Source organism: Helicobacter sp. 10-6591 (assembly GCF_003288805.1).
GTDB lineage: Bacteria > Campylobacterota > Campylobacteria > Campylobacterales > Helicobacteraceae > Helicobacter_F.
Window position 1 is genome coordinate 1 of the sequence record NZ_NHYK01000003.1, and the last position, 22,536, is coordinate 22,536.

The 22,536-nt window shown below is 37.2% G+C and carries 19 protein-coding genes; 16 read left to right on the forward strand and 3 right to left on the reverse strand.

Annotated features, from left to right (window positions below):
• From CCY97_RS01365 to CCY97_RS01380, 4 genes are all read left to right on the forward strand, one after another.
• Positions 1–776: dihydroxy-acid dehydratase (locus CCY97_RS01365; protein ID WP_258456804.1), on the forward strand; the 776-nt coding region annotated here is incomplete at its 5' end.
• 515 nt (positions 777–1,291) lie between these two features.
• Entirely contained in the window at positions 1,292–3,001 is a 1,710-nt protein-coding gene (locus tag CCY97_RS01370; RefSeq protein ID WP_258456834.1) for a DUF262 domain-containing HNH endonuclease family protein, read from the forward strand.
• Positions 3,002–3,121: 120 nt separating this feature from the next.
• Positions 3,122–4,360 (forward strand): HNH endonuclease signature motif containing protein, encoded by a 1,239-nt coding sequence (locus CCY97_RS01375; RefSeq protein WP_112063706.1) that lies wholly within the window; start codon positions 3,122–3,124, stop codon positions 4,358–4,360.
• A 91-nt stretch (positions 4,361–4,451) separates the two neighbouring features.
• Positions 4,452–5,495, forward strand: coding sequence for a type I restriction endonuclease (locus CCY97_RS01380; RefSeq protein WP_112063707.1), 1,044 nt, complete (start codon positions 4,452–4,454; stop codon positions 5,493–5,495).
• A 200-nt stretch (positions 5,496–5,695) separates the two neighbouring features.
• On the opposite strand, the gene CCY97_RS01385 is transcribed toward CCY97_RS01380, so the two are convergent.
• The gene (locus tag CCY97_RS01385) at positions 5,696–6,394 is read right to left on the reverse strand and encodes a hypothetical protein (protein WP_146744486.1); all 699 of its coding nucleotides are present in this window, start codon (positions 6,392–6,394) and stop codon (positions 5,696–5,698) included.
• Between the two features lie 174 nt (positions 6,395–6,568).
• Here CCY97_RS01385 and CCY97_RS01390 point away from each other — a divergent pair, with 174 nt between their 5' ends.
• Positions 6,569–6,907, forward strand: coding sequence for an AtpZ/AtpI family protein (locus CCY97_RS01390; protein WP_112063709.1), 339 nt, complete (start codon positions 6,569–6,571; stop codon positions 6,905–6,907).
• Positions 6,900–7,340, forward strand: coding sequence for a hypothetical protein (locus CCY97_RS01395; RefSeq protein WP_112063710.1), 441 nt, complete (start codon positions 6,900–6,902; stop codon positions 7,338–7,340). The genes CCY97_RS01390 and CCY97_RS01395 overlap by 8 nt, the downstream gene beginning before the upstream one ends.
• 79 nt (positions 7,341–7,419) lie before the next feature.
• Here CCY97_RS01395 and CCY97_RS01400 read toward each other — a convergent pair whose 3' ends face one another.
• Positions 7,420–7,950, reverse strand: a complete 531-nt coding sequence (locus tag CCY97_RS01400) for a phospholipase D-like domain-containing protein (protein WP_112063711.1) — start codon at positions 7,948–7,950, stop codon at positions 7,420–7,422.
• 93 nt (positions 7,951–8,043) lie between these two features.
• Between CCY97_RS01400 and CCY97_RS01405 the strand changes: the two genes are divergently transcribed.
• The 10 genes from CCY97_RS01405 (at position 8,044) to CCY97_RS01445 (ending at position 21,947) form a co-directional block, all read left to right on the forward strand.
• Positions 8,044–9,276, forward strand: a complete 1,233-nt coding sequence (locus CCY97_RS01405) for a hypothetical protein (RefSeq protein WP_112063712.1) — start codon at positions 8,044–8,046, stop codon at positions 9,274–9,276.
• Positions 9,269–9,868, forward strand: coding sequence for a guanylate kinase (gene gmk / locus CCY97_RS01410; protein WP_112063713.1), 600 nt, complete (start codon positions 9,269–9,271; stop codon positions 9,866–9,868). The genes CCY97_RS01405 and gmk overlap by 8 nt, the downstream gene beginning before the upstream one ends.
• A gap of 75 nt (positions 9,869–9,943) precedes the next feature.
• Complete coding sequence (locus tag CCY97_RS01415) at positions 9,944–10,183, forward strand: twin-arginine translocase TatA/TatE family subunit (protein WP_112063714.1); 240 nt, start codon at positions 9,944–9,946, stop codon at positions 10,181–10,183.
• Positions 10,184–11,821 (forward strand): arginine--tRNA ligase, encoded by a 1,638-nt coding sequence (gene argS / locus CCY97_RS01420; protein ID WP_112063715.1) that lies wholly within the window; start codon positions 10,184–10,186, stop codon positions 11,819–11,821.
• 361 nt (positions 11,822–12,182) lie between these two features.
• The gene (locus CCY97_RS08145; protein ID WP_146744487.1) at positions 12,183–12,575 is read left to right on the forward strand and encodes a hypothetical protein; all 393 of its coding nucleotides are present in this window, start codon (positions 12,183–12,185) and stop codon (positions 12,573–12,575) included.
• Positions 12,576–12,822: 247 nt separating this feature from the next.
• The gene (nhaA, locus tag CCY97_RS01425) at positions 12,823–14,313 is read left to right on the forward strand and encodes a Na+/H+ antiporter NhaA (RefSeq protein WP_258456813.1); all 1,491 of its coding nucleotides are present in this window, start codon (positions 12,823–12,825) and stop codon (positions 14,311–14,313) included.
• Between the two features lie 85 nt (positions 14,314–14,398).
• A complete protein-coding gene (locus tag CCY97_RS01430) occupies positions 14,399–15,790 on the forward strand; it encodes a TolC family protein (protein WP_112063717.1) in 1,392 nt (463 codons plus the stop codon).
• 26 nt (positions 15,791–15,816) lie between these two features.
• On the forward strand, positions 15,817–16,542 hold the full coding sequence (locus tag CCY97_RS01435; RefSeq protein ID WP_112063718.1) for an HlyD family efflux transporter periplasmic adaptor subunit: 726 nt from the start codon (positions 15,817–15,819) through the stop codon (positions 16,540–16,542).
• Between the two features lie 27 nt (positions 16,543–16,569).
• Positions 16,570–19,644 (forward strand): efflux RND transporter permease subunit, encoded by a 3,075-nt coding sequence (locus CCY97_RS01440; RefSeq protein WP_112063719.1) that lies wholly within the window; start codon positions 16,570–16,572, stop codon positions 19,642–19,644.
• 80 nt (positions 19,645–19,724) lie between these two features.
• On the forward strand, positions 19,725–21,947 hold the full coding sequence (locus tag CCY97_RS01445) for an NADP-dependent isocitrate dehydrogenase (protein WP_112063720.1): 2,223 nt from the start codon (positions 19,725–19,727) through the stop codon (positions 21,945–21,947).
• Between the two features lie 335 nt (positions 21,948–22,282).
• Here CCY97_RS01445 and kcuS read toward each other — a convergent pair whose 3' ends face one another.
• On the reverse strand, positions 22,283–22,504 hold the full coding sequence (kcuS, locus tag CCY97_RS01450; RefSeq protein ID WP_112063721.1) for a KCU-star family selenoprotein: 222 nt from the start codon (positions 22,502–22,504) through the stop codon (positions 22,283–22,285).
• Positions 22,505–22,536 lie beyond the last annotated feature (32 nt).

Here is a 22,536-nt window from a genome sequence, read left to right on the forward strand (position 1 = left end):
GTCAAAGGGGGGATAAGGGGAGCGACTTCGCAATTCAAGCCCCCTTGTCCCCCCTTGAAAAAGAAGCACAAGCAAGCGTTTTGCATCTTGACGCTTTAACAATCACCGGTGAAACACTTGGCAAGCGGATTAAAAACGCGCAAATCACCGATACCAAGATTATCCACACTAACGAAAACGCCTACTCACAAGTGGGAGGCTTGAAAATCCTCTTTGGCAATCTTGCAAAAGAAGGTGCGGTGCTAAAGGTCGCAGCTGTAGCAGAATCTATGAAAGAATTTAAGGGTAAAGCAATTTGTTTTAATTCCCAAGCTGAAGCATTAAAGGGCATAGCAGGTGGCAAAGTCAAGGCAGGAAATGTAGTTGTTATCCGCTATGAGGGACCAAAGGGGGGTCCGGGAATGCAAGAGATGCTAAGTCCTACAAGTCTTATTATGGGGATGGGGCTAGGTGAGAGTGTGGCGCTTATTACCGATGGGCGATTTAGCGGTGCAACTCGTGGCGCATGTATCGGACATGTGAGTCCTGAAGCGGCTGAAGGGGGGCTTATCGCGCTTATTGAAGATGGCGATGAAATCTGCATTTCTGTATCACAAGGAAGCCTAAAATTGCTTGTGGATTCTAAGGTTTTAGAATCTAGGCGGGCAAAATGGCTAGAGCAAGGCATAGCAAAGCAAATTATGCAGAATAAAAACATCACAAGCAAATGGCTCAAACGCTACTCCTTGCTTGTCAGCAACGCCGCAAATGGCGCAGTGCTAAAGACAGAGCTGTGAAGGGAGGAGTGAATGAATGGCGATCCTAGAGCAAAATATAAGTAAAAGAAATTTTGTCTACCTTATAAAAAAATAGTGCCAATTTTTTTCATCATAGCACTACTGCTTTACTTATATCTTAAACCAACTGTTAAAAAATACGAGATTGATGACATTGGTGTGCCAACTATCCTTTTTTAAAAGCGTACCAAAAAGCGAATGTTTTGAAATTTTAGACATAAAAACACAGCTTTAAAACACACATAATAAAGCATTTTTACAAAATACCCTTTTTAGCACGCTTGTTCTAATGAAGCGAAATGATATTTTGGGCGATTGAATAATCAAGGCGGTGCAAGGAAGAAGTGTATTTTAGCTGGATGTGTGGATTTTTGATTGCGGAGTATTTCAAAGAGGCAATTTGTGATATTTTTAGTGTGGATTAGAATCTAGATTCTAGCCTTATAACCCCTTGACTTACAAAAAAAACATTACAATAATCGGTAAAAAATTAGCAAGGAGTATTTGTGGCAGAAATGCAAGTAAATAAGCAAAGTGTGAGAGAGCTTTTAGCAAGCGGTAAAAGCTTTTTAGTCCCAGAATATCAGCGACCTTATAGCTGGAAGCAAGAGCAGTGCGAAACGCTGTGGGAGGATATAATGAACTTTTTTAAGAACACACAAGAAAACCAAGATTCTAGCGATGATGACGAGTATTTTTTGGGCAGTGTGGTGAGTTTCATTGATGAAAATAACAAAAATACCCTAGAAATTATCGATGGACAACAGAGAATCACAACCTTGAGCCTACTTTTTAGGGCATTGTATGAAAAGGCAAATGGGCAGGAGTATAAAAAAGACGAAACCAAAGGTTATATCAAGGCATTTGGCAAATGTTTATGGAAATATGATGAGGGGAGTGAGAATTTGGAATTTAAGAAGCCTCACCTCACAAGCCGAGTGGTTTTAGATTCTGATAATGAGATTTTGCAGCAGATTTTAAGCGAAAATATAGGTGATATAAAACAGAGTAAATCACTATATGCTAGGAATTTTATCTTTTTTTGTGAGAGAGTTGATGAATTTATATCAAGTAGCTTTGATATGTGGGGTGAGTTTTGTAAAACCATTTTAAACAAATTAGTGATTTTGCCAATTGAATGCAACAATCAAGAAAATGCGATGAGAATCTTTACCACGCTTAATGATAGGGGTATGCCACTTAGTGATTCTGACATTATCAAAGGCAGAATCTATGCAAGTATTCAAGATAAAAATGAGAAAGAAGCATTTGCTAGTAAGTGGAAAGAGTTAGAGTCTAAGCTTGTCATTGAAGATACAGGTGAAAAATACTTTGTTATGGATTTTTTGTTCGTTCAATATATGCATATCACAAGAGCTAGAAATCTGGATTCTAGTAATGAGGTTGGCTTAAGAAGATTTTATACCACAGGCAAATACAAAAATGTGCTCAAAGATTCACAAAAAGTTATGCAAGAAATTGAGGAATTACAAGAGTTGTGGCTTAGTATAGATAAGTTTGAAAATGAAAGATTAAATCTTCAAGCTACACAAATGTTTGATACACTATATTTTTATCCGAGCGATTATTGGAAAACATTAGTGAGTGTCTATTATTTTTATTGCAAAGATAAGGGATTAGACTTTTTTAGCGAGAAAAATATCTTGCCATTTTTGCGACACTATGTTGCAACCCTGTTTGTGCAGTATGTTCAAACTCCAAGTAGAAATAATATAAGAATCCTTATATTTAACGCCTATGTTAGCTTGTATAAAAATGGTTTATTAGACTTTGGGGTGGATTTGCAAAAATATCTTTCCGATGAGACTTTCGAGAATCTATTTTTTGAAAGACAAAAGATTTTTACAGCTTTTGTTACCTTGCATCTTTATGTTAAATATCCAGACCAAGAAATCATAGATGGAGAAATCGAGCATATCTTCCCACAAAAATGGCAAAACACCAACTATAATGGCTGGAATAAAGCAGACGCAAAAAAATATCTAGAGCAAATCGGCAATAAAATGTGGCTTGAGAAAAAAATCAATATCCAAGCGGGTAATGGCTACTTTGGCAAAAAGAAAGAAAAATATAAAAAATCTGGATTTTTGGAGGCTAGGGCATTGGCAGAATATCCTAAAGATGATTGGACAAAAGAAGATATTGAGAAGCGAAACGAGGAGATTTACATAACTCTTAAGGCATTTTTTGAAGAGAATGTGTAGGGTATCAAGGCAGGATATTGTTAAAAGATAAAATTGTGTGTGTTGGATTCTAGCTTTAGCAAGTATAAATGGCTTAATGAATGCATTATGATATGAAACTTGCTTTTTAAAGGAATCACAATGCCCGCAGACCCTAATCAAGACTTCACCAAAACCAAAGAATGTATCTATAAAAACGAACGATATTCAGTGCGGGATAATGGGGCAGTATTTCGCTATGCGAAAGAAGCCACAAAAATAGATAAAACAACACAAAAGAACACAATACAAAGTAACGCGACACAAGAGAAGCAACCCAAAGACAGCAAAACTCAAATTATAAAGACAAATGCAAAAAAACGCAAACTTGACAATCTTTGGACTTTTGGCACACCAAGTAAAAACGGCTATTTGCTTATCGGGGGAGAGCGTGTGCATAGAATCATAGCTTTAGCCTTTTTGGGAGAGCCACCTACAAAAGAACATATTGTAGACCATATTGACACCAATAGGCAAAATAATCGCCCAGAGAATCTGCGTTATATCACAAAGCTTGAAAATGCCCTGCTTAATCCCCTCACACGAGAAAAGATTATGTATCATTGCGGGAGTATAGAAGCCTTTTTGCAAAATCCACAGATTCTAAGGGATAAAGCTCAAGCAAATACAGATACAAACCTGCAATGGATGCGGAGCGTGACTAAGGAGGAAGCGCAAAACTGCCTTAAGAATCTAGAATATTTATTTTTACAAAAACCAAAGATAGAGAGTGCTAGAGATTCACAAGGTGGGGGCATTGGGGAGTGGATTTATAATAAGATAGATTTCAAGCAAAATACAGAATCTAAGCGAAATTTTGGATTCCCAAACTTTACGATTTATAAGGATTCTAGTTATACAGAATCTATGGAATCCACCCAAGCCCTTTCTCCCACAAACGCAAAACAACGAGATTGGAGAACACCAAGCAGCTTTCCCCTCTGCCCTACATCACTAAGCGACACGCCCTTAGAGAATTATGCCAAAGCTTTGAAAAATGGGGAGATATTTTCACAAAATGAGTATGGCAAATCGGTGATTATAGAATCTGCCCTAGTATCAGAAAATGCTACACAAGAAAGTGAAATGCAAAGAAGCGAAATGCGAAATAACCAAACGCAAGACAAAGAAAATCCAAATCACAAGGCAATTATTATCTTATCCAAGTTTGAACCAGAGGGCGTTAAGAAGTATGCCTTAGCTAAAGTAACTTTTGAGAATGCTCTCTTTATCCACGAGGCAATGGGGACATTTTTTACTATCGAGGGTGGCTATAAATATTTTACACTAGCACAAGGGCTAGAGTGGAGCGGTGGGGATACTTTTGATGATTATTGTTAGAAGCCATAAAATATACTTGTCTTAATTGTAATTTTTTTTTTTTTTTTTGATACACTATGGCTACAAACCGTAAAATTGGCAAGGAGTAGTAATGGATTTTGAAACCGAAATAAATAATATAGCTGATATAGTTATTGAAAGAAAGGCACTTGTAAAAACAGAAGAAGCAACAAAAATGACATTTATCATTCCTTTTCTCAAAGCTTTAGGGTATGATGTCTATAATCCAAGTATCGTTGTGCCTGAATATACTGCCGATGTAGGTATAAAAAAGGGAGAGAAAGTAGATTACGCTATATTTAAAGACGAAACCCCATTTATCCTGATAGAAGCAAAAAATCATTCTGAAAATTTGGATAATCACGGTAGCCAACTTATACGATACTTTAATGCTGTGCCGAGTATAAGATTTGCGATTTTAACAAACGGTATAGAATATCGCTTTTTTACAGACATAGAACAACCAAACATTATGGACACTCTGCCATTTTTGGTTATCAATCTTGAAAATTTGAGACCACGAGACTTGAAAGATTTGAAACGATTTATTTATGCAGAGCTTAATATTGATGATATTCTAGATATAGCAAAAGAGAAAAAATATTACCGTAGTATTCAAGAAATTTTTAAAACAGAAGTTAATAATCCAAGTGATGATTTTGTTATATTTTTTGCAAAACAGCTAACAAATCGTAGAATGACAAATGCTATCGTAGAGGAATTTCGTGCTTATATTAAAAAATCTTTTAAAGACATTATCAATGATTTAGCGTATGAAAAAATTTCAAGTATAAAAAATAATCTACAAAACTTAAATGACGATGAGGTAGATTCCAAAGATGAGAACGATGATGAAATTATCACAACACAAGAGGAATTGCAGGCTTTTTATATTGTGAAATCAATATTGGGTGGTATTGGTGCGGATTTAGAGCAAATTCAGTATAAAGATACCAAAAGCTACTTTGGTATTAATTTTAGAGGTATGGTTACTAAATGGATTTGTCGTCTTATGCTAAATGATAATAAAAAATCAATCACATTTCCAGATGGGACAACTCAAAAATTAAAAACAATAGAGGAACTTTATAGTTTAAAGGATAAAATCATAGAATCTTATCAAGCAAGACAATAGGTAATATTACCAAGTGTCAATAGATTGGTATATTAATCAAGATCACGGCTAAGTAGCGTGATTTATGGGTATATCGCATATACTACAGCCAAAATTTAAACTAAATTAAGGTGCATAATACATAAAATTATGTAAGCATTTTATACTCCAAAAACTACCAAAACCACATAAAATCATAATCCCCAAACACAATCTCGCTGTTAGCACAATATACTTTTAAGTTTCTGTACCAATAAGTCTTTTCTAGCCTCACAAAAGTCATTAAAAGATTCTAGCGACAAATCCACATCGGGTATCAAATGCCTTTCTAAAAAACCCTTTTTGTCATTGCTACATTGTTTTTCTACCCATTCTTGTAATGGCATAGCATTTTTAGACATATTCTCATTAGCATCAAGCATTTGTAAATTTGGCAAAGAATCATAATAGCGATACTCCCACACCTCAAGCCCTCTTTTTTCATTCAATCTTTTATATGCTTTATAGGCAGATTCTGGGTGCAGGTGGTCGATATGGAAATTATTGTTTTTATAATCTAGGTGTGGATACAAAAGTGAGAGTATTGCAAAGGTCTCTGGGCTATTTTTCCTACTATTCCAAATTATATCCTCTAAAAATTCCTCATTCATATCGCCTCTATAATTTGCCTCTTTTTCTATATCATCTAGCGGGAATGTATCTATAGTGCTATCAAAATATTTCTCGCTTCCTTGTTTAAAATCCTTGATAAAGACTCGCCTCATTCTAGCTAGCACCGCATCACCACTGCGACCAAAAGGCTTTAGAATTATCGTGCGTAAAAGCCATTTTTTTATGCTTTCTCTATTATCTTTTTGCCCCACAGAATCTACTATTGTTTCAGTAAGATTCTTATGATAGATAAAATAGAGAATAGGCAAAATGGCTAGAGCAAGGCATAGCAAAGAAAATTATGCAGAATAAAAACATCACAAGCAAATGGCTCAAACGCTACTCTTTACTTGTGAGTAACGCCGCAAATGGCGCGGTACTAAAAACGGAGCTGTGAATAAACATAAATAAATATTTCACAAAAACGCAAGATAAGGAGTTTTATGCAAAAAAAGGAACATGAATCTCTCAAGCAAGACCAAAAGCACCAACCAAGATTCCAGAAATTTATAGAAGGCGCGTATGACCTGAGTTTAGGAATCTCCATCATCGTGGCACTTATCTTAGGATTTTTGATAGGGCTTGGGTTAAAGAAACTCTTTGGATTTGAGTGGCTTCTATGGCTTGGGGTACTCTGGGGAATCTTAGCAGCACTTCTTAATGTCTATAAAGCATACAAGCGGCATAAAAAAGCATTGGATGAATTAGCACAAAACCCTCGCTACACAAGCAAAGAATTTTTGGAGCAAACAAAAGAGTGGGATAAAGAGGATGATGAATAGGATGCAATTTTTTATCTTTGCACTTATCTTTGCATGTGGTGGTGTTTGTAGTGCATATTTTAGTTTTGAGAGTTTTGTGAGTTTTATGTCTGGATTTGTGAGTTTTGCACTTATTTTATTGGGCTCTTTTTTGGGGATTTTAAAACAATCAAAAGAAGGAAAAGAGGATATTCCAAAACCCATAGACAACACTCTAAAATCCAAAAACATACCAAAGAGCGAAAACCATACCATATCTGACACTTCAAAATTTTTGACTGGATTAAAACTTAGCTTTTCCTTGCTGCGATTGCTCTGCTATGTTGGGCTTATCATCTGGGTGATTTTGCTTTTGGAATACAGAGTTTTTGATATTGGAGGATTTGTAGGTGGTGTAGGTGCAAGTGTCATCGCATTGACTAGTATTGCCATTATGTTTATAAAAAATGCCTAGAGCACTCCCTGTCTAGCAACAAACACATTACGTTCAAAAAGTCTGATTTTATACTTAGTATCGCGCACTATGAAATAGCTCAATATGGCTTACAATTCTTGTACATTATCTTAAAAGTCTTAAGAGCCTTGTCTATGAACTCTTTGTTTTTACTCACTAGCAAAGTTTCGTAATTATGTTCAAACGCGCTTTTGCTCCAGTTTGCCGAGCCGATAAATAATAATGACTTATCGATAATGGCCATTTTTTGGTGCATGATTCCGTTGTAATTTTTCGCACTTAAGCCTTCAAGTGTGCAAACAGAGATATTTTTGTATTTGGCTAAATATCCAATGGTTGAGGTTGTGTTTTTGAGGTTTGAGCTTTTGTCATAAATAATCTGTATTTTCACACCAGAGGAGGCTGCATCTCTTAATGCTTTGGCAATCTCTCTGTTTGTGAAGCTATAAATTGCAACTGCGATATGCTCTCTTGCGCCTTTAAAACTTTGTATAAGCGAAGCAAGGGCTTGCTTGTTTTCATAAGGCATAAAATACAGAGAATCTGCTTGTATATTCGCATGAAAACTTACACAAAAGACGATTAAAAGAAATAACTTTCTCGCAAACATTAAGTGTCCTCTTAAGGTACAAAAGGTTTTAGTAGGAGCTTTAGTTTAGTTATAATACAGACAAATGCTTAAAACAAAGGGTATTGCAAAAATATGAAAATACTTTTTATCAACACCAACCAAATCGTCCAAAAACTCATAGAGGTAACCGCACAAAAAGCCAATGTAGAGCTAGTAAGCATAAACAATATCAAACAAGCAACAGACATAGAGCAATATGACTATATCATCATCGATGATGATTGTTACAATACCGACAAAGATGCATTTGATGTTCTTATCGCTGGACGTAGGGCATGTCTTATCTATTCTAAATCTGATGAAATGCCCACTGGGTTTAGTGAATATGTCAAAAAGCCCTTTATTCCCACGCATATCCTCAATATCATGATCGAGGAAATCAGCAAACTACAGACCAAAGAAAGCTTCACCCAAGATTCTGCTACAGGGTCTGATTTGGATTCTACAGATTTAGCCCAATCCACAGAGAAAGATTCAGAGGAAACTCTAGCGCAAGTAAGCGAGGATACTTTGCTTGATGATTTGGATTTAGGTGAAATAGAGGAAGTGGATGAGCAAGAAGATGTATTGGAGCAAGACCTTGACAAAGAGCTTAACGATAGCGATGATTCCAACCAAGAGGACTTGGAAGACTTGCTTGATAAAGCAAAAGCACTCACAGAAACTCTTGATTCCCAACAACTAGAGCAAGCCAACGAATCTGAACAGTCAGATTCCAATACATCCACTCCACAAGTGCTTGATACTGAGCAGATTAACGAAGTGAGCGATTTGCTACACGAGATTGAGACTAGCTCACCAAAATCAACCAAAAAAGAGACACTAGAGCAAGAAATAGGAATGCAAGAGATTTCTCAAACGGATTTGGAACAGGATTTAGCACAAGATACGGCTAATGACTTAGCAATCGATGATTTCTCATTAGATACCCTGGATGAAGGATCCCAAGACTTAGACAATAGCATTCTAGATGCTGACAAAGCGCTAGATTCCAAACTCTCTGATGATGAGCTCTTTGATAGCATAGATAGACCAGATCCCAAAGATGATTTATCGCAACAAAAAGATGAGCAACTGCAAGATTTCCAAACTCTTAATGAAAGCCAGATACTCCAAGCTTTGGGCGAGACACCAAAAACCACTAATCCCAAAACTTTGGATTCCAAGTCTGAGGCGCTTGCTTCTGCACTGAGCCAATCTATCGAGCAAAGTCTTACAAACTTGCAAAACTCCGAGATAAAAACATTGCTTGATGGTATGGAAGTGACTATTAGCATTAACTTCAAAGACAAGAGCAATGCCTAAAGCTATACTTATCATCTCCGGGCCAAGTGGCTGTGGAAAATCTACCCTGACAAATGAGATTCTCAAACTCCCCAATGTGTATTTCTCAATCTCGACAACCACACGTCCAAAACGCGATGGTGAAATCGATGGAGTACATTATCACTTTGTAAAAAAAGATGAGTTTTTAAAGCAAGTGCAAGAAGGAAATTTTTTAGAATGGGCACAGGTACATAATAATTACTATGGGACAGGGCTAGAGCCCATTTTAAAAGCTTTAGATGAGAATAAACTGGTGGTGTTTGATGTCGATGTACAAGGTCATAGAGATATTAAGCAATATTTTCGTGACGATGCAAAATCTGTCTTTATCACTACAAAAAACAAAGAGATTCTCAAATCCCGCCTCAAAAACCGCCAGACTGATGATGATCAAACTATTGAATTCCGTCTTATGCAAGCATTTAATGAGATGCAACATTTACAAACATTTGACTACCTGATTATCAATGATGACATACAGACTGCTAGCAAGGCTATTGTAAGTATTGCTATAAGCCTCTTGTATAGGAACACAAACCAGAATCAAAAGCTCTTAGAAAATTGGAATTAGATTATTGCTTTTCTGCTATAATGCCTACAGTCACGCTATTACAGGCGCGTAAGAGAGTTGTTAAAAGGAGAAAAAATGACCCCAAGTCCATGGCAGATAATTGTTGTTTTGATCATTGTGTTATTGCTTTTTGGTGGGAAAAAGATTCCAGAACTTATGAAGGGTTTAGGAAGTGGCGTTAAGAACTTCAAAAAGGCTATCAAAGATGATGAGGAAGATTCTGAGATAAACAGTACTCCAGAAAAAATACTTGCACAAAAAGAGCAGAAAAATACCCCTGAGCAAACCAAGAAACAAGAAGATAAGACTATCTAAATGTATAGCCACACCAAGGCGCTTTGTGAAAATATTATTTATTCCAAAATACTCAATCCACACGGATTAGAACCAGTTGGAATCATCTTAGAGCGTCCTAAACAAAAAGAATTAGGACATTTTGCCACGCCTGTTGGATTTGTCCTAGCCAAATCTCTACACAAATCTCCAAATATCCTTGCACAAGAAATAGCACAGCATCTCTGTCAACAACAAGAATTTAGCAAGGTCATGGCTGTAAGTGGATATGTGAATCTCACTCTAAGCCCTAGTTTTCTTAACAAACTCTGCGAAAGCGCATTAGAAGGAAACTACTTCAGTGCACAGAGAAAAGTACAGCATTCCGTCTTGCTTGAATTTGTAAGTGCAAATCCTACAGGACCCTTGCATATTGGGCATGCTAGGGGTGCGATTTATGGAGATAGCTTGCGCAGAATCGGAGAATTTCTAGGCTTTAAGATTGTAAGTGAATATTATATAAATGATGCTGGGGCGCAAATTGAGACTTTAGGGCTTTCAGTCTTTTTGGCCGGAAGTGAGATTTTAGGCAAATCTGTAAGTTATCCTGAGCAGTACTACAAAGGATTGTATATCGTCGATATCGCTAAGGCAGCGATGGAAAAATTTGGAGAAAAAATTTTTGATGACAAAAAAAATATTGCCCTTTTAAGCGAATTTGCCAAAGACTTGATGCTGTTAGAAATAAAAAACAATCTCAAAGAAATCAATATAGAGTTTGAGAGTTTTGTAAGCGAAAAGGCACTTTTTTCGCAATGGAGCAAGACTTTAGAAACACTTAAGATACACCAAGGAATCCAAGAAAAAGAAGGAAAAACATGGCTCCTTTCCTCGCTTAAGGGCGATGAAAAAGATCGCGTCATCGTGCGTGAAAATGGTGAGCCTACTTACTTAGCGGGTGATATTATTTATCATAACAATAAGTTTTTGCGCGATTTTGAAAGCTATATCAATATCTGGGGTGCCGATCACCATGGCTATATCACAAGACTCAAGGCAGCGATTGATTTCTTAGGGTTTGATTCTTCGCGCCTTGAAATCTTGCTCTCTCAAATGGTAGCACTACGCAAAGGTGGTGAAAACTACAAGATGAGCAAGCGTGCAGGGAATTTCATCTTACTAAAAGATGTCATAGCAGATATTGGTGCAGATGCATTGCGGTTTGTTTTTCTAACTAAAAGCATAGATACGCATTTAGAATTTGATGTGGAGGATTTGCGCTCACAAGATTCTAACAATCCCATTTTCTATATCAACTATGCAAATGCACGAATCCACACGCTACTAGAAAAATCTGCCTTTGATAAAACAAAACTTCTGCAAGCAGATTTGGAAAAATTTTTACAAAAAGATTCCGAAGTTTCTTACAATCTGGCAAATCTTATTTTTCACGCACTAAGCCTAAAACAAGTATTACAAGTAAGCTTTACAACAAGAGAGATTCAAAAGCTATGCGAATATCTCAAGGCTCTTGCGGGTGATTTGCATAGTTTTTATAACACATACAAGATTTTAGATACGCCAAATGCAGCAGAGATTCTCAAAGCTCTTTTTGTCGTAAGCCAAAGCTTGACATTAGGACTACATCTCATCGGAATCACAGCTAAGACAAAGATGTAGCAAATTCTCTTGCAGTAAATCTGCTGACTAACTTTATGTTAGCAGTAGCAATACAACGCTAAGTACCAAGCAAACCCCACGCAGCACAGAAAGCTAAAAATAACCAAGAAACCCTGAGCTACAAACAAATACAAAGCTAAATACAGCCTGAACTAGCCCAAAGGCGAAGCAAAGAGCTTGAAGGAGCGGCAAAGTACTACATTGCCTCTACACTCATTAAGCCAAGCATGTCTCTGCTAGCTACTGCGATAAGACAAGAAAGTGCTTCTTAATAATTCATTAATCTAAATCTCACACCAAATGATCTACCCAAAAGAGTATGGGGTAAATAGTGTAACTCCTCTCGCAAAATCAAAGTCATTTGCGCTGTTTTCTCAAAGACAAAAGCCTAGAGTTTATTTCTGCAAATCTTAACTATGCTAGCTCAAGCTATGCGCTTAATGAGGTAGAAATTATAGGGCAGATACGAGTGCTGATTGCTCCTGTGTGTAAATATGTTAGATTTTGTGTGATTGGCTTTTACAAAGCATTTTATTCGCCAATCTCTCCTGCTCTCCTAAAAATACTCCTAGACGAGCTCTTGTGGCTCATTTTACAAAGACTGAGGGATACGACCTTTATCATTGATCTGATTGTCAGTTATCAAACCTGTCTTAATGGCTTTTGCTCTGTTTGTCTGTACAGCCGCATTTGCAACCAGAATCTTTCTTATAAATCTTTCTTACTATCAATATCACACATACTAAAACCGTAATTACACCAATAAAATCAACAAGTCCCATTGATAAATCCTTCAAAAATCGCTTTATAAAATTGCTTGATATTACACAGACCAAATGAATGTAAGTAAATCTTTAAAAATACTTAATTTTTTGAAATTTTTATGCAAATTTTACAATTTGTAAAAAATCTCCACAATCTTACCGATACAATTCACTTTAGGCTGTTATAATCCGCGCTTAAATTTATCCCCCAAAATGCTATTTACCTTAAGGAATCAAGTGCCAGATCAAAACCTAAATATTTCTCCCTTAAACATTGCTCCAAATCGTCGTTATTCTTACCTAAAAGATAAGCTCCAGAATGGCTTGCAGCGTTTTATTGCACACGAATCTTTTGGTGGGATTTTGCTTGCATTTTGTGTGATTTTGGCCATGGTAGTTGCGAACTCTCCGTACAAGGAATTGTATTTTTGGCTGCAAAAGATTGAGTTTGGAGTTGTTGTCCAAGAATTTGAACTCAAAATCGAACTTTTGCATTTTGTAAACGATGTGTTGATGTCATTTTTCTTTCTGCTTGTAGGGCTAGAGATGAAGCGCGAGATTCTCTACGGTGAATTGGCAGGGTTTAAAAAAGTAAGCTTTTCTGTCTTGGCAGCTCTTGGTGGGATTATAGTTCCCATCATGGTGTATATGTATTTCACCCACAATACCTCTTATGAGAGAGGTTTTGGAATCGCCATGAGTACAGACACTGCATTTGCGCTTGGTGTAATTTTATTGCTGGGTGATAGAGTTCCAAAGATTGTAAAAATCTTTCTGGTTACTCTTGCAGTCGCTGATGATTTGGGTGCTATCAGCGTGATTGCTTTGTTTTATTCAGAATCCATACAGATGTTTTGGGTATATCTTTCTTTGATAATTGTTATGGTCTTAGGATATTGCAATTTTCGAGATACCAAGCACCTATCGCTTTATTTTTTGCTTGGTATATTACTTTGGATTTGCGTTTATCTTAGTGGCATACATGTGACTATAGCAGCAGTTCTCTTAGCTCTCATCATTCCCGGTAGAACTCGTGTAAATCGCAAGTATTTTGCAAATATGTTCCATGAATTTGAACGTATCAAACGTATCACCAATAATGGTGCAGACATCTTGCATACCACAGAACAAAAACAAGGATTCTGGAAATCTACCTTTATCAATATCAAAAACTTTATGGCTTCTTCATCAGCTCACAACATCAATATGGCAAAGGCAAGTGAAATTGTTTATATGCTTGATACGATTGGCACATATTCTCGCTATGCACAAAATCCTCTTTTACGCCTCGAACATGCTTTACAGCCATTATGTGCGTATTTTATTGTGCCTGCTTTTGCATTTATGAACGCAGGAGTAGAAATTGACCTAGACACAACACATAATTTGCTAAGTAATGAAGTTGTACTTGGCACGGCTTTTGGACTTATTGTGGGCAAGCCTATTGGAATCTTTTTGTTTGCTTATTTAGGCGAAAAGCTCAATCTCTCTGTACGCCCTGAGGGATTAAGCAATGCGCATGTTCTAGCAGTTGGCATGATTTCTGGCGTAGGATTTACAATGTCAATTTTTGTAGCAAATCTTGCGTACAAAGATGACTTAAGTGCTATTGATCTCTCAAAAATCTCCATCCTTATTGCTTCTACAATTGCTGTGGTACTTGGAATCTTATTTATGAGTTTTGCCACCAAGCCACAACAAGATACTAAGAATAATACGGAATTTTGATTGTAATATATTATTACAATATAATTTTTATACTATAATTCGACCTCCTATTTTTAGAAAATACAAATTTCTACAAGGAGATGTTATGAAGCTTATAACTTTTGCACTGCCATTGTTTTTTGCATTTAGCATACTCTTAGGCGAGTCCAAACTACTCCAACCTGAAACTAAAAAAAACTACAATGATTTCAACAATCTTTCATTTAATGAGATACTCAATTTTTTAAGCACAACAGATAAAGGATTTACATTAAATGAACTGCTAGAAGGAACAAAAAATAACTATAATCTTGAAGCCAAAGAACTCGCCATTTTACAAGCGCAAGCCAATAAAATCGCTGCTACAAGAGAATTTTTGCCAACTCTTGATGGCAACTATTCTTTCCAAGACACCAACAATACCTACAGAAAAATCCAGAATCAAAGTGCTTCTTTGAAAGCAAATTGGGAAATTTTTAGCGGATTTAAAACTTACAACAAAATGCGCGAAAAAGATTCTTTATATCGTTCAAGCATTGCTGATAGAGCTTCTATGCAAGAACAGCTTTTCTTAAATGTAATAGAGCAGTATTATTCCTATTTCTCTAACCAAGCCCGATTTGTATCATTAGAGCAAAAACACCGACAGCTTGAAGTCAATATCAAGCGTCTTGAGCGCCTTTATAGATCTGGGCTTACTACCATCGATGATATAGAATCTCTACGCGCTGAGATTCTTACAACAGAACATGACATAGCAAACATTGTGCTTGAGATAGAGAAAAACAAGCTCGTCCTATCTTTGCTTACAAATCTTGATGTCAAAAATCTCACTCGCACAAGTATCAAAGCCCCAAATTTTACACTCCAAAAACGCCAAGATATCATTGCTTTAGAAGAGCAAGCCAATAGTCTAAGGTACCAAGTAAAGCAAGTAACCTATCTGCCTAGCATTACTATAAGTGATACTTTCAGTTGGAATTCTTTGGGTTCAGTAAGTTCAAAACCTGCTCTTGATGAACTTTTTGGTACTTCGGGGGCTGGAAGTGGTCTTGGTGGGAGTAATTTTATGAAAATGAGTTATCCACCAAGCCAAAATGTTATCGGCATAAGTGTGAATATGCGAATCTTTGACTGGCTAAACCTTGCAAAACAAAAGGAAGCCTTACGTTATGGAAGTATGAAACTCCAAAAGGAGCTTGCTTATAAAAAACATGAGCAAGAGAAAGATGAACTTTTGTATCGCAAAAGTTTAGAGATAGCCCAAGCGAAAATCAAAAGTGCCCAAGCGGCTTTGAAATCAGCTAGTGTGGGTTTTGAAAATGTTGCAAAAAAATATGACTCACAGATTCTCAATTTCACAGACTATTTGCAGTCATTAAGCAGGAAATTTGATGCGGAAGCTACCTACAACAAAGCTCTCAATGACTACGAGATAGAAAAAGCGCGGTATTTGTATTACAGCGGACAAGAAATTGAAGGAAATATTGAAAAATAGTAATTACATCTCTTAAGGAGGAAAGTATGCGATTCCCTGTTTCAGTATCCAAAAAGTTTTTTGCAATATGGTTTTTATTTTGTGCGTATAACGCATATTCAGAAAATATATATGCAATCTTTAATGCACAAGCTATCAAAGATTCTAATCTGAGTTTAGGTAATAGCGGGATTGTAACCCAGATCTTTGTTGATGTCGGAAGTGTCGTAAAAAAAGATGACACCCTGCTTGAGCTTTTTCATCAAGACCAACTCGCCCAAATAGAATCTATCCGCCAGCAATATGTTTTCAACAAAAAACAATATGAGCGTTACAAAAAATCTGGTGGAGCGGTAGATAAAAATACTTTAGAAAAATACTACGCAGATTACAAAAGATCTGAATCAGATCTTGCCTACCAAGAGGCTCTTTTGAGCAAAAGCATTCTTAAGGCACCTTTTGATGGAGTGATTGCCTATAAATATGTGGAATTAGGCGATGGTGTCACTGCTAATAATACAGAGCTTTTTAGACTTATCAGCAATAAAGTCAAGATTGTCTTGGAATTTGATTTTAAATACATAAATCAAGTAAAGGTTGGAGATACATTTGAATTTAGCATCGATGGGGCTAATTCCAAACAGATAGCAACGATAGATAAAATCTATCCAACTGCTAGTGAATCTAATCGCAAAGTAAAAGCTGAAGCCTTTGTAGAGGATATAATCCCGGGCACTTTTGGTGATGGCTATATCAAAACACAGCAAGAATAATGTTTGGACGAATCTAAGGAGTATGTAATGTATAAGTTTGCTATCACTCGACCAGTTACTACCCTAATGTTTGCTTTTGCTGTAATGTTTTTTGGTGTTTTAGCCGTGATGAAAATGCCTGTCTCACTTTTCCCTAATGTCGATTTTCCTATCATAACCATTATCACAACCTACAAAGGTGCAAGTGCTAGCACTATTGAAACAAAAGTTACCGACAAAATCGAGGAAGCTGTGCTAGGTATTGATGGAATCAAAAAGGTCACTTCTTCGAGTGTGCGTAATACAAGTATTGTGGTTGTGGAATTTGAACTTGAAAAGGATCTTGATGTCGCCGTAGCTGATGTGCGCGACAAAATAGGCACACTCCATCTTGAAAGCGGTGTAGATTCTCCTTCTGTACGTAAAGTGGATACTGGTTCAAGTCCTGTAATATCATTATTTCTGACAAGTGATAAAGTCCCACCATCGGAGATGATGAAGCATGCAGATAATGTAATCAAACCCATGCTACAAAAGATTAGTGGCGTAGGAAGCGTAGAAGTTCGCGGGTATCGTAAGCGACAAATTAGAATCTATCCAGACCCAACACTTATGAATAAATACAATCTCACCTTCTCAAGTCTTAGCAGACTTATTGGACAAGAAAATATAGAAATTGATGGTGGGCGATTGGTGAGCTCAAAAACTGAATGGGCACTTACAACCGATGCTAATAGTTATGATATTGAGGATATGGGAGAGATACGTATAAGCGATGGTGTAAGGCTAAAAGATATTGCAAAGATCGAAGATTCTATAGAAGAGGATAGGACTTATGCAAGCTATGATAAGACACCGGGCGTTATCTTTGAAGTCCAAAAAATCTCCGGACAAAATGACATCAAAATCGCCAAAGCTGTAAAAAATGCCTTCAAAGAAATTGAGCTAGCCAGCAGAGATTATGAAGTCCAAGTATTTAAAGACACGACTATTTATATTGAAGACTCTATTGCTGATGTGAGATTTGACTTGCTTTTAGGAGCAATTTTGGCCGTGAGTATTGTATTTTTATTTTTGCGTTCTTTTAGTATCACAATTGTTGCGGCACTTAGTTTGCCTATCTCTATCATTGGCACATTTGCACTTATGAATGCCTTTGATCTCACACTCAATATGCTCACTCTCTTAGCACTTACACTCGCTATTGGGATCATTATCGATGATGCAATAGTCGTTATTGAAAACATCCACAAAAAACTAGAATCTGGCTTATCTAAAAGAGAGGCTGCATATGAAGGAGTGAGGGAAATTGGCTTTGCTATCATTGCTATTTCTGCAATGCTTTTATCGGTATTTATCCCTGTGGGCAATATGAGCGGAATTGTAGGAAAATTCTTCCAAAGCTTTGGAATAACAGTAGCACTTGCTATTGGGCTTTCTTATATCGTGGTGATTACTTTTATTCCGATGCTAAGCTCGATTGTCGTTAGTTCAAAACGATCAAGGCTTTACCAGAAAACAGAATGGTTTTTTAATGGGCTTGACAAATATTATGTCCGCATTTTAGAGCTTGCTTTGCACAATAAAATTATCGTGCTTACTGCGGTTATACTGCTATTTGTAGGCTCTCTTTTTTTAGCAAAAGACTTGGGGTTTGACTTTATGAAAAAAGAAGACAAAGGAGAATACAACATTTTCCTAGAGGTCGCCCCGGGAATCAATATGGAAGAAATGAAGCATAGAAGCGCGATTTTGCAAGATATTGTGCTAAATGAAAAAACCACCAAATTTGCGACACTACAGATTGGCTATGACACACAAAAAAATATATTCAAAGCCCAAATCTATACAAAAATGCTTGACAGACAAGAACGTAAGACTAAAGAGCAATCCCAATTTGCCGTGATAGAAAAACTAAGAGAGACTTTGAAAGCTTCCCCCGCTGCCAAAAATATGACGATTTCTGTTGTGGAAGTTTCAGATATTGGTGGTGGTGGGGATAACTCACCATTCCAGCTTGCAATACTCGCGCCAAGTGATGAGATTTTGTACAAAAGCCAAGAAAATCTTTACAAACTTTTTGAAGAAAAACTTGGAAATAAAGTAACCGACTTGCATTTAAACAAAGCCGATGATAGCCCAGAATACAGATTCCATATAGTACGGGCAAATGCCAACAAATACGGAGTGAGCTCAGAGGATATAGGAAACACTATCCGAGCAGCATTTTCGGGTGAATATCCAATCGGCTACTACAAAGAAAACGGCAAGGAATATGACATAACCTTGCGCGTCCCAGATGAGAATAGACGCGTTCTTGAGGATATTAAACGTCTGCAAGTTAAAAATTCCAAAGGGGAATTAATGTTTCTGGAAGGACTTGTAAGTATTGAGGAAACCAAAGCCGCCTCAACTATCACACGTTTTAATAGACAAAGAAGTCTTACTGTATATGCCTCTATCAATAAATCTTCTGGTGCTTCTCTTGGTGATTTACTCTCGGTGGTACAAGATCCAGACAACCAATGGTTAGAACCCGGTGCTAGCTACAAATTACAAGGCGAAATAGAAAATATGCAAGCAACACTTGTAGCATTTGCTGTTGCGATTGCTACGGCAGTCATTCTTATTTATCTCATTTTGGCTGCATTATATGAGAGCTTCTTGCAACCTCTAATTATCATGATAACCTTGCCACTTAGCTTTTCGGGGGCATTTCTGGCACTGTTTCTTACAGGTGAAACCTTTAGCATGTTTTCTCTTATGGGACTTATGCTTCTTATGGGTATGGTCGGGAAAAATGCGACCTTACTTATTGACGTAGCAAACGAAAAACGTAAAGAAGGTATGGACATAATAAGTGCGATTATAAATGCAGGGGAACTTCGTTTGCGCCCAATCCTTATGACAACCATTGCCATGGTCTTTGGCATGCTTCCGCTTGCTATTGCAAGTGGCGCGGGGGAGGCGATGAAAAATCCCATAGGTATCGCTATGATCGGTGGGCTTATTATCTCAATGCTACTCTCGCTTTTGGTCGTACCAATCTTCTATCGCTTGCTTGCTCCACTTGATGACAAACTCTCAAGATTCTACAAACCAAAAGCCGGAGATTCCTTTTAATAGGCCTTTAGGCAGAAAATAGTTTTACTTAACTTTGTTATACTCCTTGCTCCTTTACCCCCATCTTGCAAGGAGTTTTTATGAAAATCACTTACACACTTACCGATGAGTCTCCAGCTTTGGCCACTTACTCTTTTTTGCCTATCGTAAGAGCATTTTTACGCCATGCAGATATAGAGGTTACAACTTCTGATATTTCATTATCAAATAGAATCCTCGCACAATTCAGCGATAAGCTTTCGTTAGGAATCAAAGATGAATTAGAGTTCCTAGGAAAGCTTGTAAAAGAAACAGATGCCAACATCATCAAAACACCAAATATCTCCGCTTCAATCCCCCAACTAAAAGCCACTATAAAAGAGCTACAGGCTAAAGGCTTTCCACTTCCAGAATACCCCGATGAACCAAAAGATGAGCAAGAGCAAGAAATAAAAGCCAAATACCAAAAGGTACTTGGTTCGGCTGTCAATCCTGTGCTAAGACAAGGAAATTCTGATAGACGCTGTACCAAAGCAGTGAAAGAATACGCAAAAAAGAATCCCTACAAAGTGACACCTTTCTCCAAAGATTCTAAAACCCGCGTGTCTTATATGCAAGAAGGAGATTTTTTTGACAATGAACAGGCCACATTGATGAGCAAAGACACAAGTGCAAGAATAGAGTTTGTAGATGGCAATGCCAAAGTCCATGTACTAAAAGATAATCTCAAGCTAGAAAAAAACGAAGTATTAGATGCTACCTTTATAGATAGTGCTAAGCTCAATAGATTCTATGAGGAGCAAATAGAAATTTGTAAAAAAGAAAATATCCTCCTTTCACTCCACCTCAAAGCCACAATGATGAAAGTTAGCGATCCTGTAATTTTCGGATATGCAGTAAGTGTATATTTCAAAGAGCTTTTTGCAAAATTTGGCACAGAATTGCAAAATCTAGGTGTTAATCCAAACAATGGAATTTCAGAGCTTTTGAACAAAATAGAATCAAGCCCTAAGAAAACAGAAATCTTGAGTGAATATGAGCGAATCTTAGAATCTAGCGCACCACTTAGTATGGTGGATTCTGCAAAGGGACGCACAAACTTGCATGTACCAAGCGATGTGATAGTCGATGCGAGTATGCCAGCTATGCTCAAAAATGGTGCAAAACTTTGGGATAAGAATGGCAATACATGCGATACAAACGCCCTTATCCCCGATAAGACTTATGCAACCATTTATGAGGCGGTACTAGAAGACTTGCGCGCAAATGGCACGCTTGACCCTTCAAAGCTAGGAAGTGTAGCCAATGTAGGTCTTATGGCAAAAAAAGCACAAGAATACGGCTCACATGATAAAACCTTTATCGCACCAAGCGATGGATTCTTCCGCATTGTAGATACAAGTGATAATAGTGTGATTTTAGAACACAAGGTACATAAAGGCGATATCTATCGTGTCAATCAAGCAAAGTTTGATGCACTTATAAACTGGATAGATCTGGGTGTAGAGCGCGCCGAGCTTACACAAAGTAAAGCGATTTTCTGGCTTGATACACTGCGAGCAAATAATAAGATTCTTATCAATCTTGTAAATGCAAGACTAGAGGAGCTCAAAAAACAAGGCAAAGATATTAGCAATATAGAGATTCTCGCGCCAAAAGAGGCTTGTTTACAGACATTAAAACTCATCCGCGAAGGCAAAGATGTCATCTCAATCACAGGCAATGTTTTGCGTGATTACTTGACTGACTTGTTCCCGATCTTAGAGCTTGGCACAAGTGCTAAGATGCTCTCAATCGTGCCTATGCTAAATGGTGGAGCGATGTTTGAAACAGGAGCTGGTGGAAGCGCACCAAAACAAGTAGAACAACTCATGGAAGAAAACCATTTGCGTTGGGATAGCTTAGGGGAGTTTTTGGCATTGCAAGCAAGCCTAGAATTCTACGCTCTAAGGACACAGAATAAAAAGGCTGGTATTCTCTCAATATGTTTGGATAATGCTATTAGCACTTGGCTTACAAACAACAAAACGCCTTCAAGAAAAGTCAAAGAGGATGACAATCGCACGAGCCATTTCTATCTTGCGCTCTATCTTGCACAAGCTCTTAGTACCCAAGACAAAGATTCCCAAATGGCAGCATTCTTCGCACCTATTGCAGAAGAATTGAGCAAAAATGAAGAAAAAATCAGATCAGAATTTTTGCAAGCACAAGGTGTAAGCGTAGATTTTGGCGGATACTACAAATTTGACGACAAAAAAGCAGAAGCTCTCATGCGTCCAAGCGCAACTTTTAACGCAATAATTGACAAAATCTCTAAACTCTAGAGATTTTACTCATCTCCCATACTTTTCTTCACCCCAGTAATACCCTACAAAGCAAGAGTAACTCGCGTCCTTATCTATCAAAAGTGTTCATTGCGGATCTATAAAGGAAGATATTGGAGCTTTGTAGTGGCGGGCTTAGGAGTGGAAACATGAACTAAAACAAACCAGGAACCCGCCACAATAAAACTCCACTAGAGGGAATAAATCGAAGCAACAGAGCTAATATTGGGCTGAATTATAAAGAAGCTTTCTTAATGGATAATTTTTATTGGAATCTATTTTCAAAATTTTTGGAGTAAGTTCTTGTTATCGCAAACCTTGCGAAAGTACTTCTATCAGCATTTTGTCCTTCCGACGCCATATTTGCTATTCATTGCTTCAGTAAAGAATTCTTTTTGCGTTTTTGGAATCTTATCTGGATGGTAGATTCTCATATGCTCGAGGTATTTATCATAGCTTGGCATACCTACGAGCAGATGAAATACCCTATCGCTGCGCGAATATAATATTTTCAGCCATACATAAACTCTATGGCAAACAACCTTTATCTTTTTCATTCCTTTTCCTTAAAATCAATAGCTTACTGCGA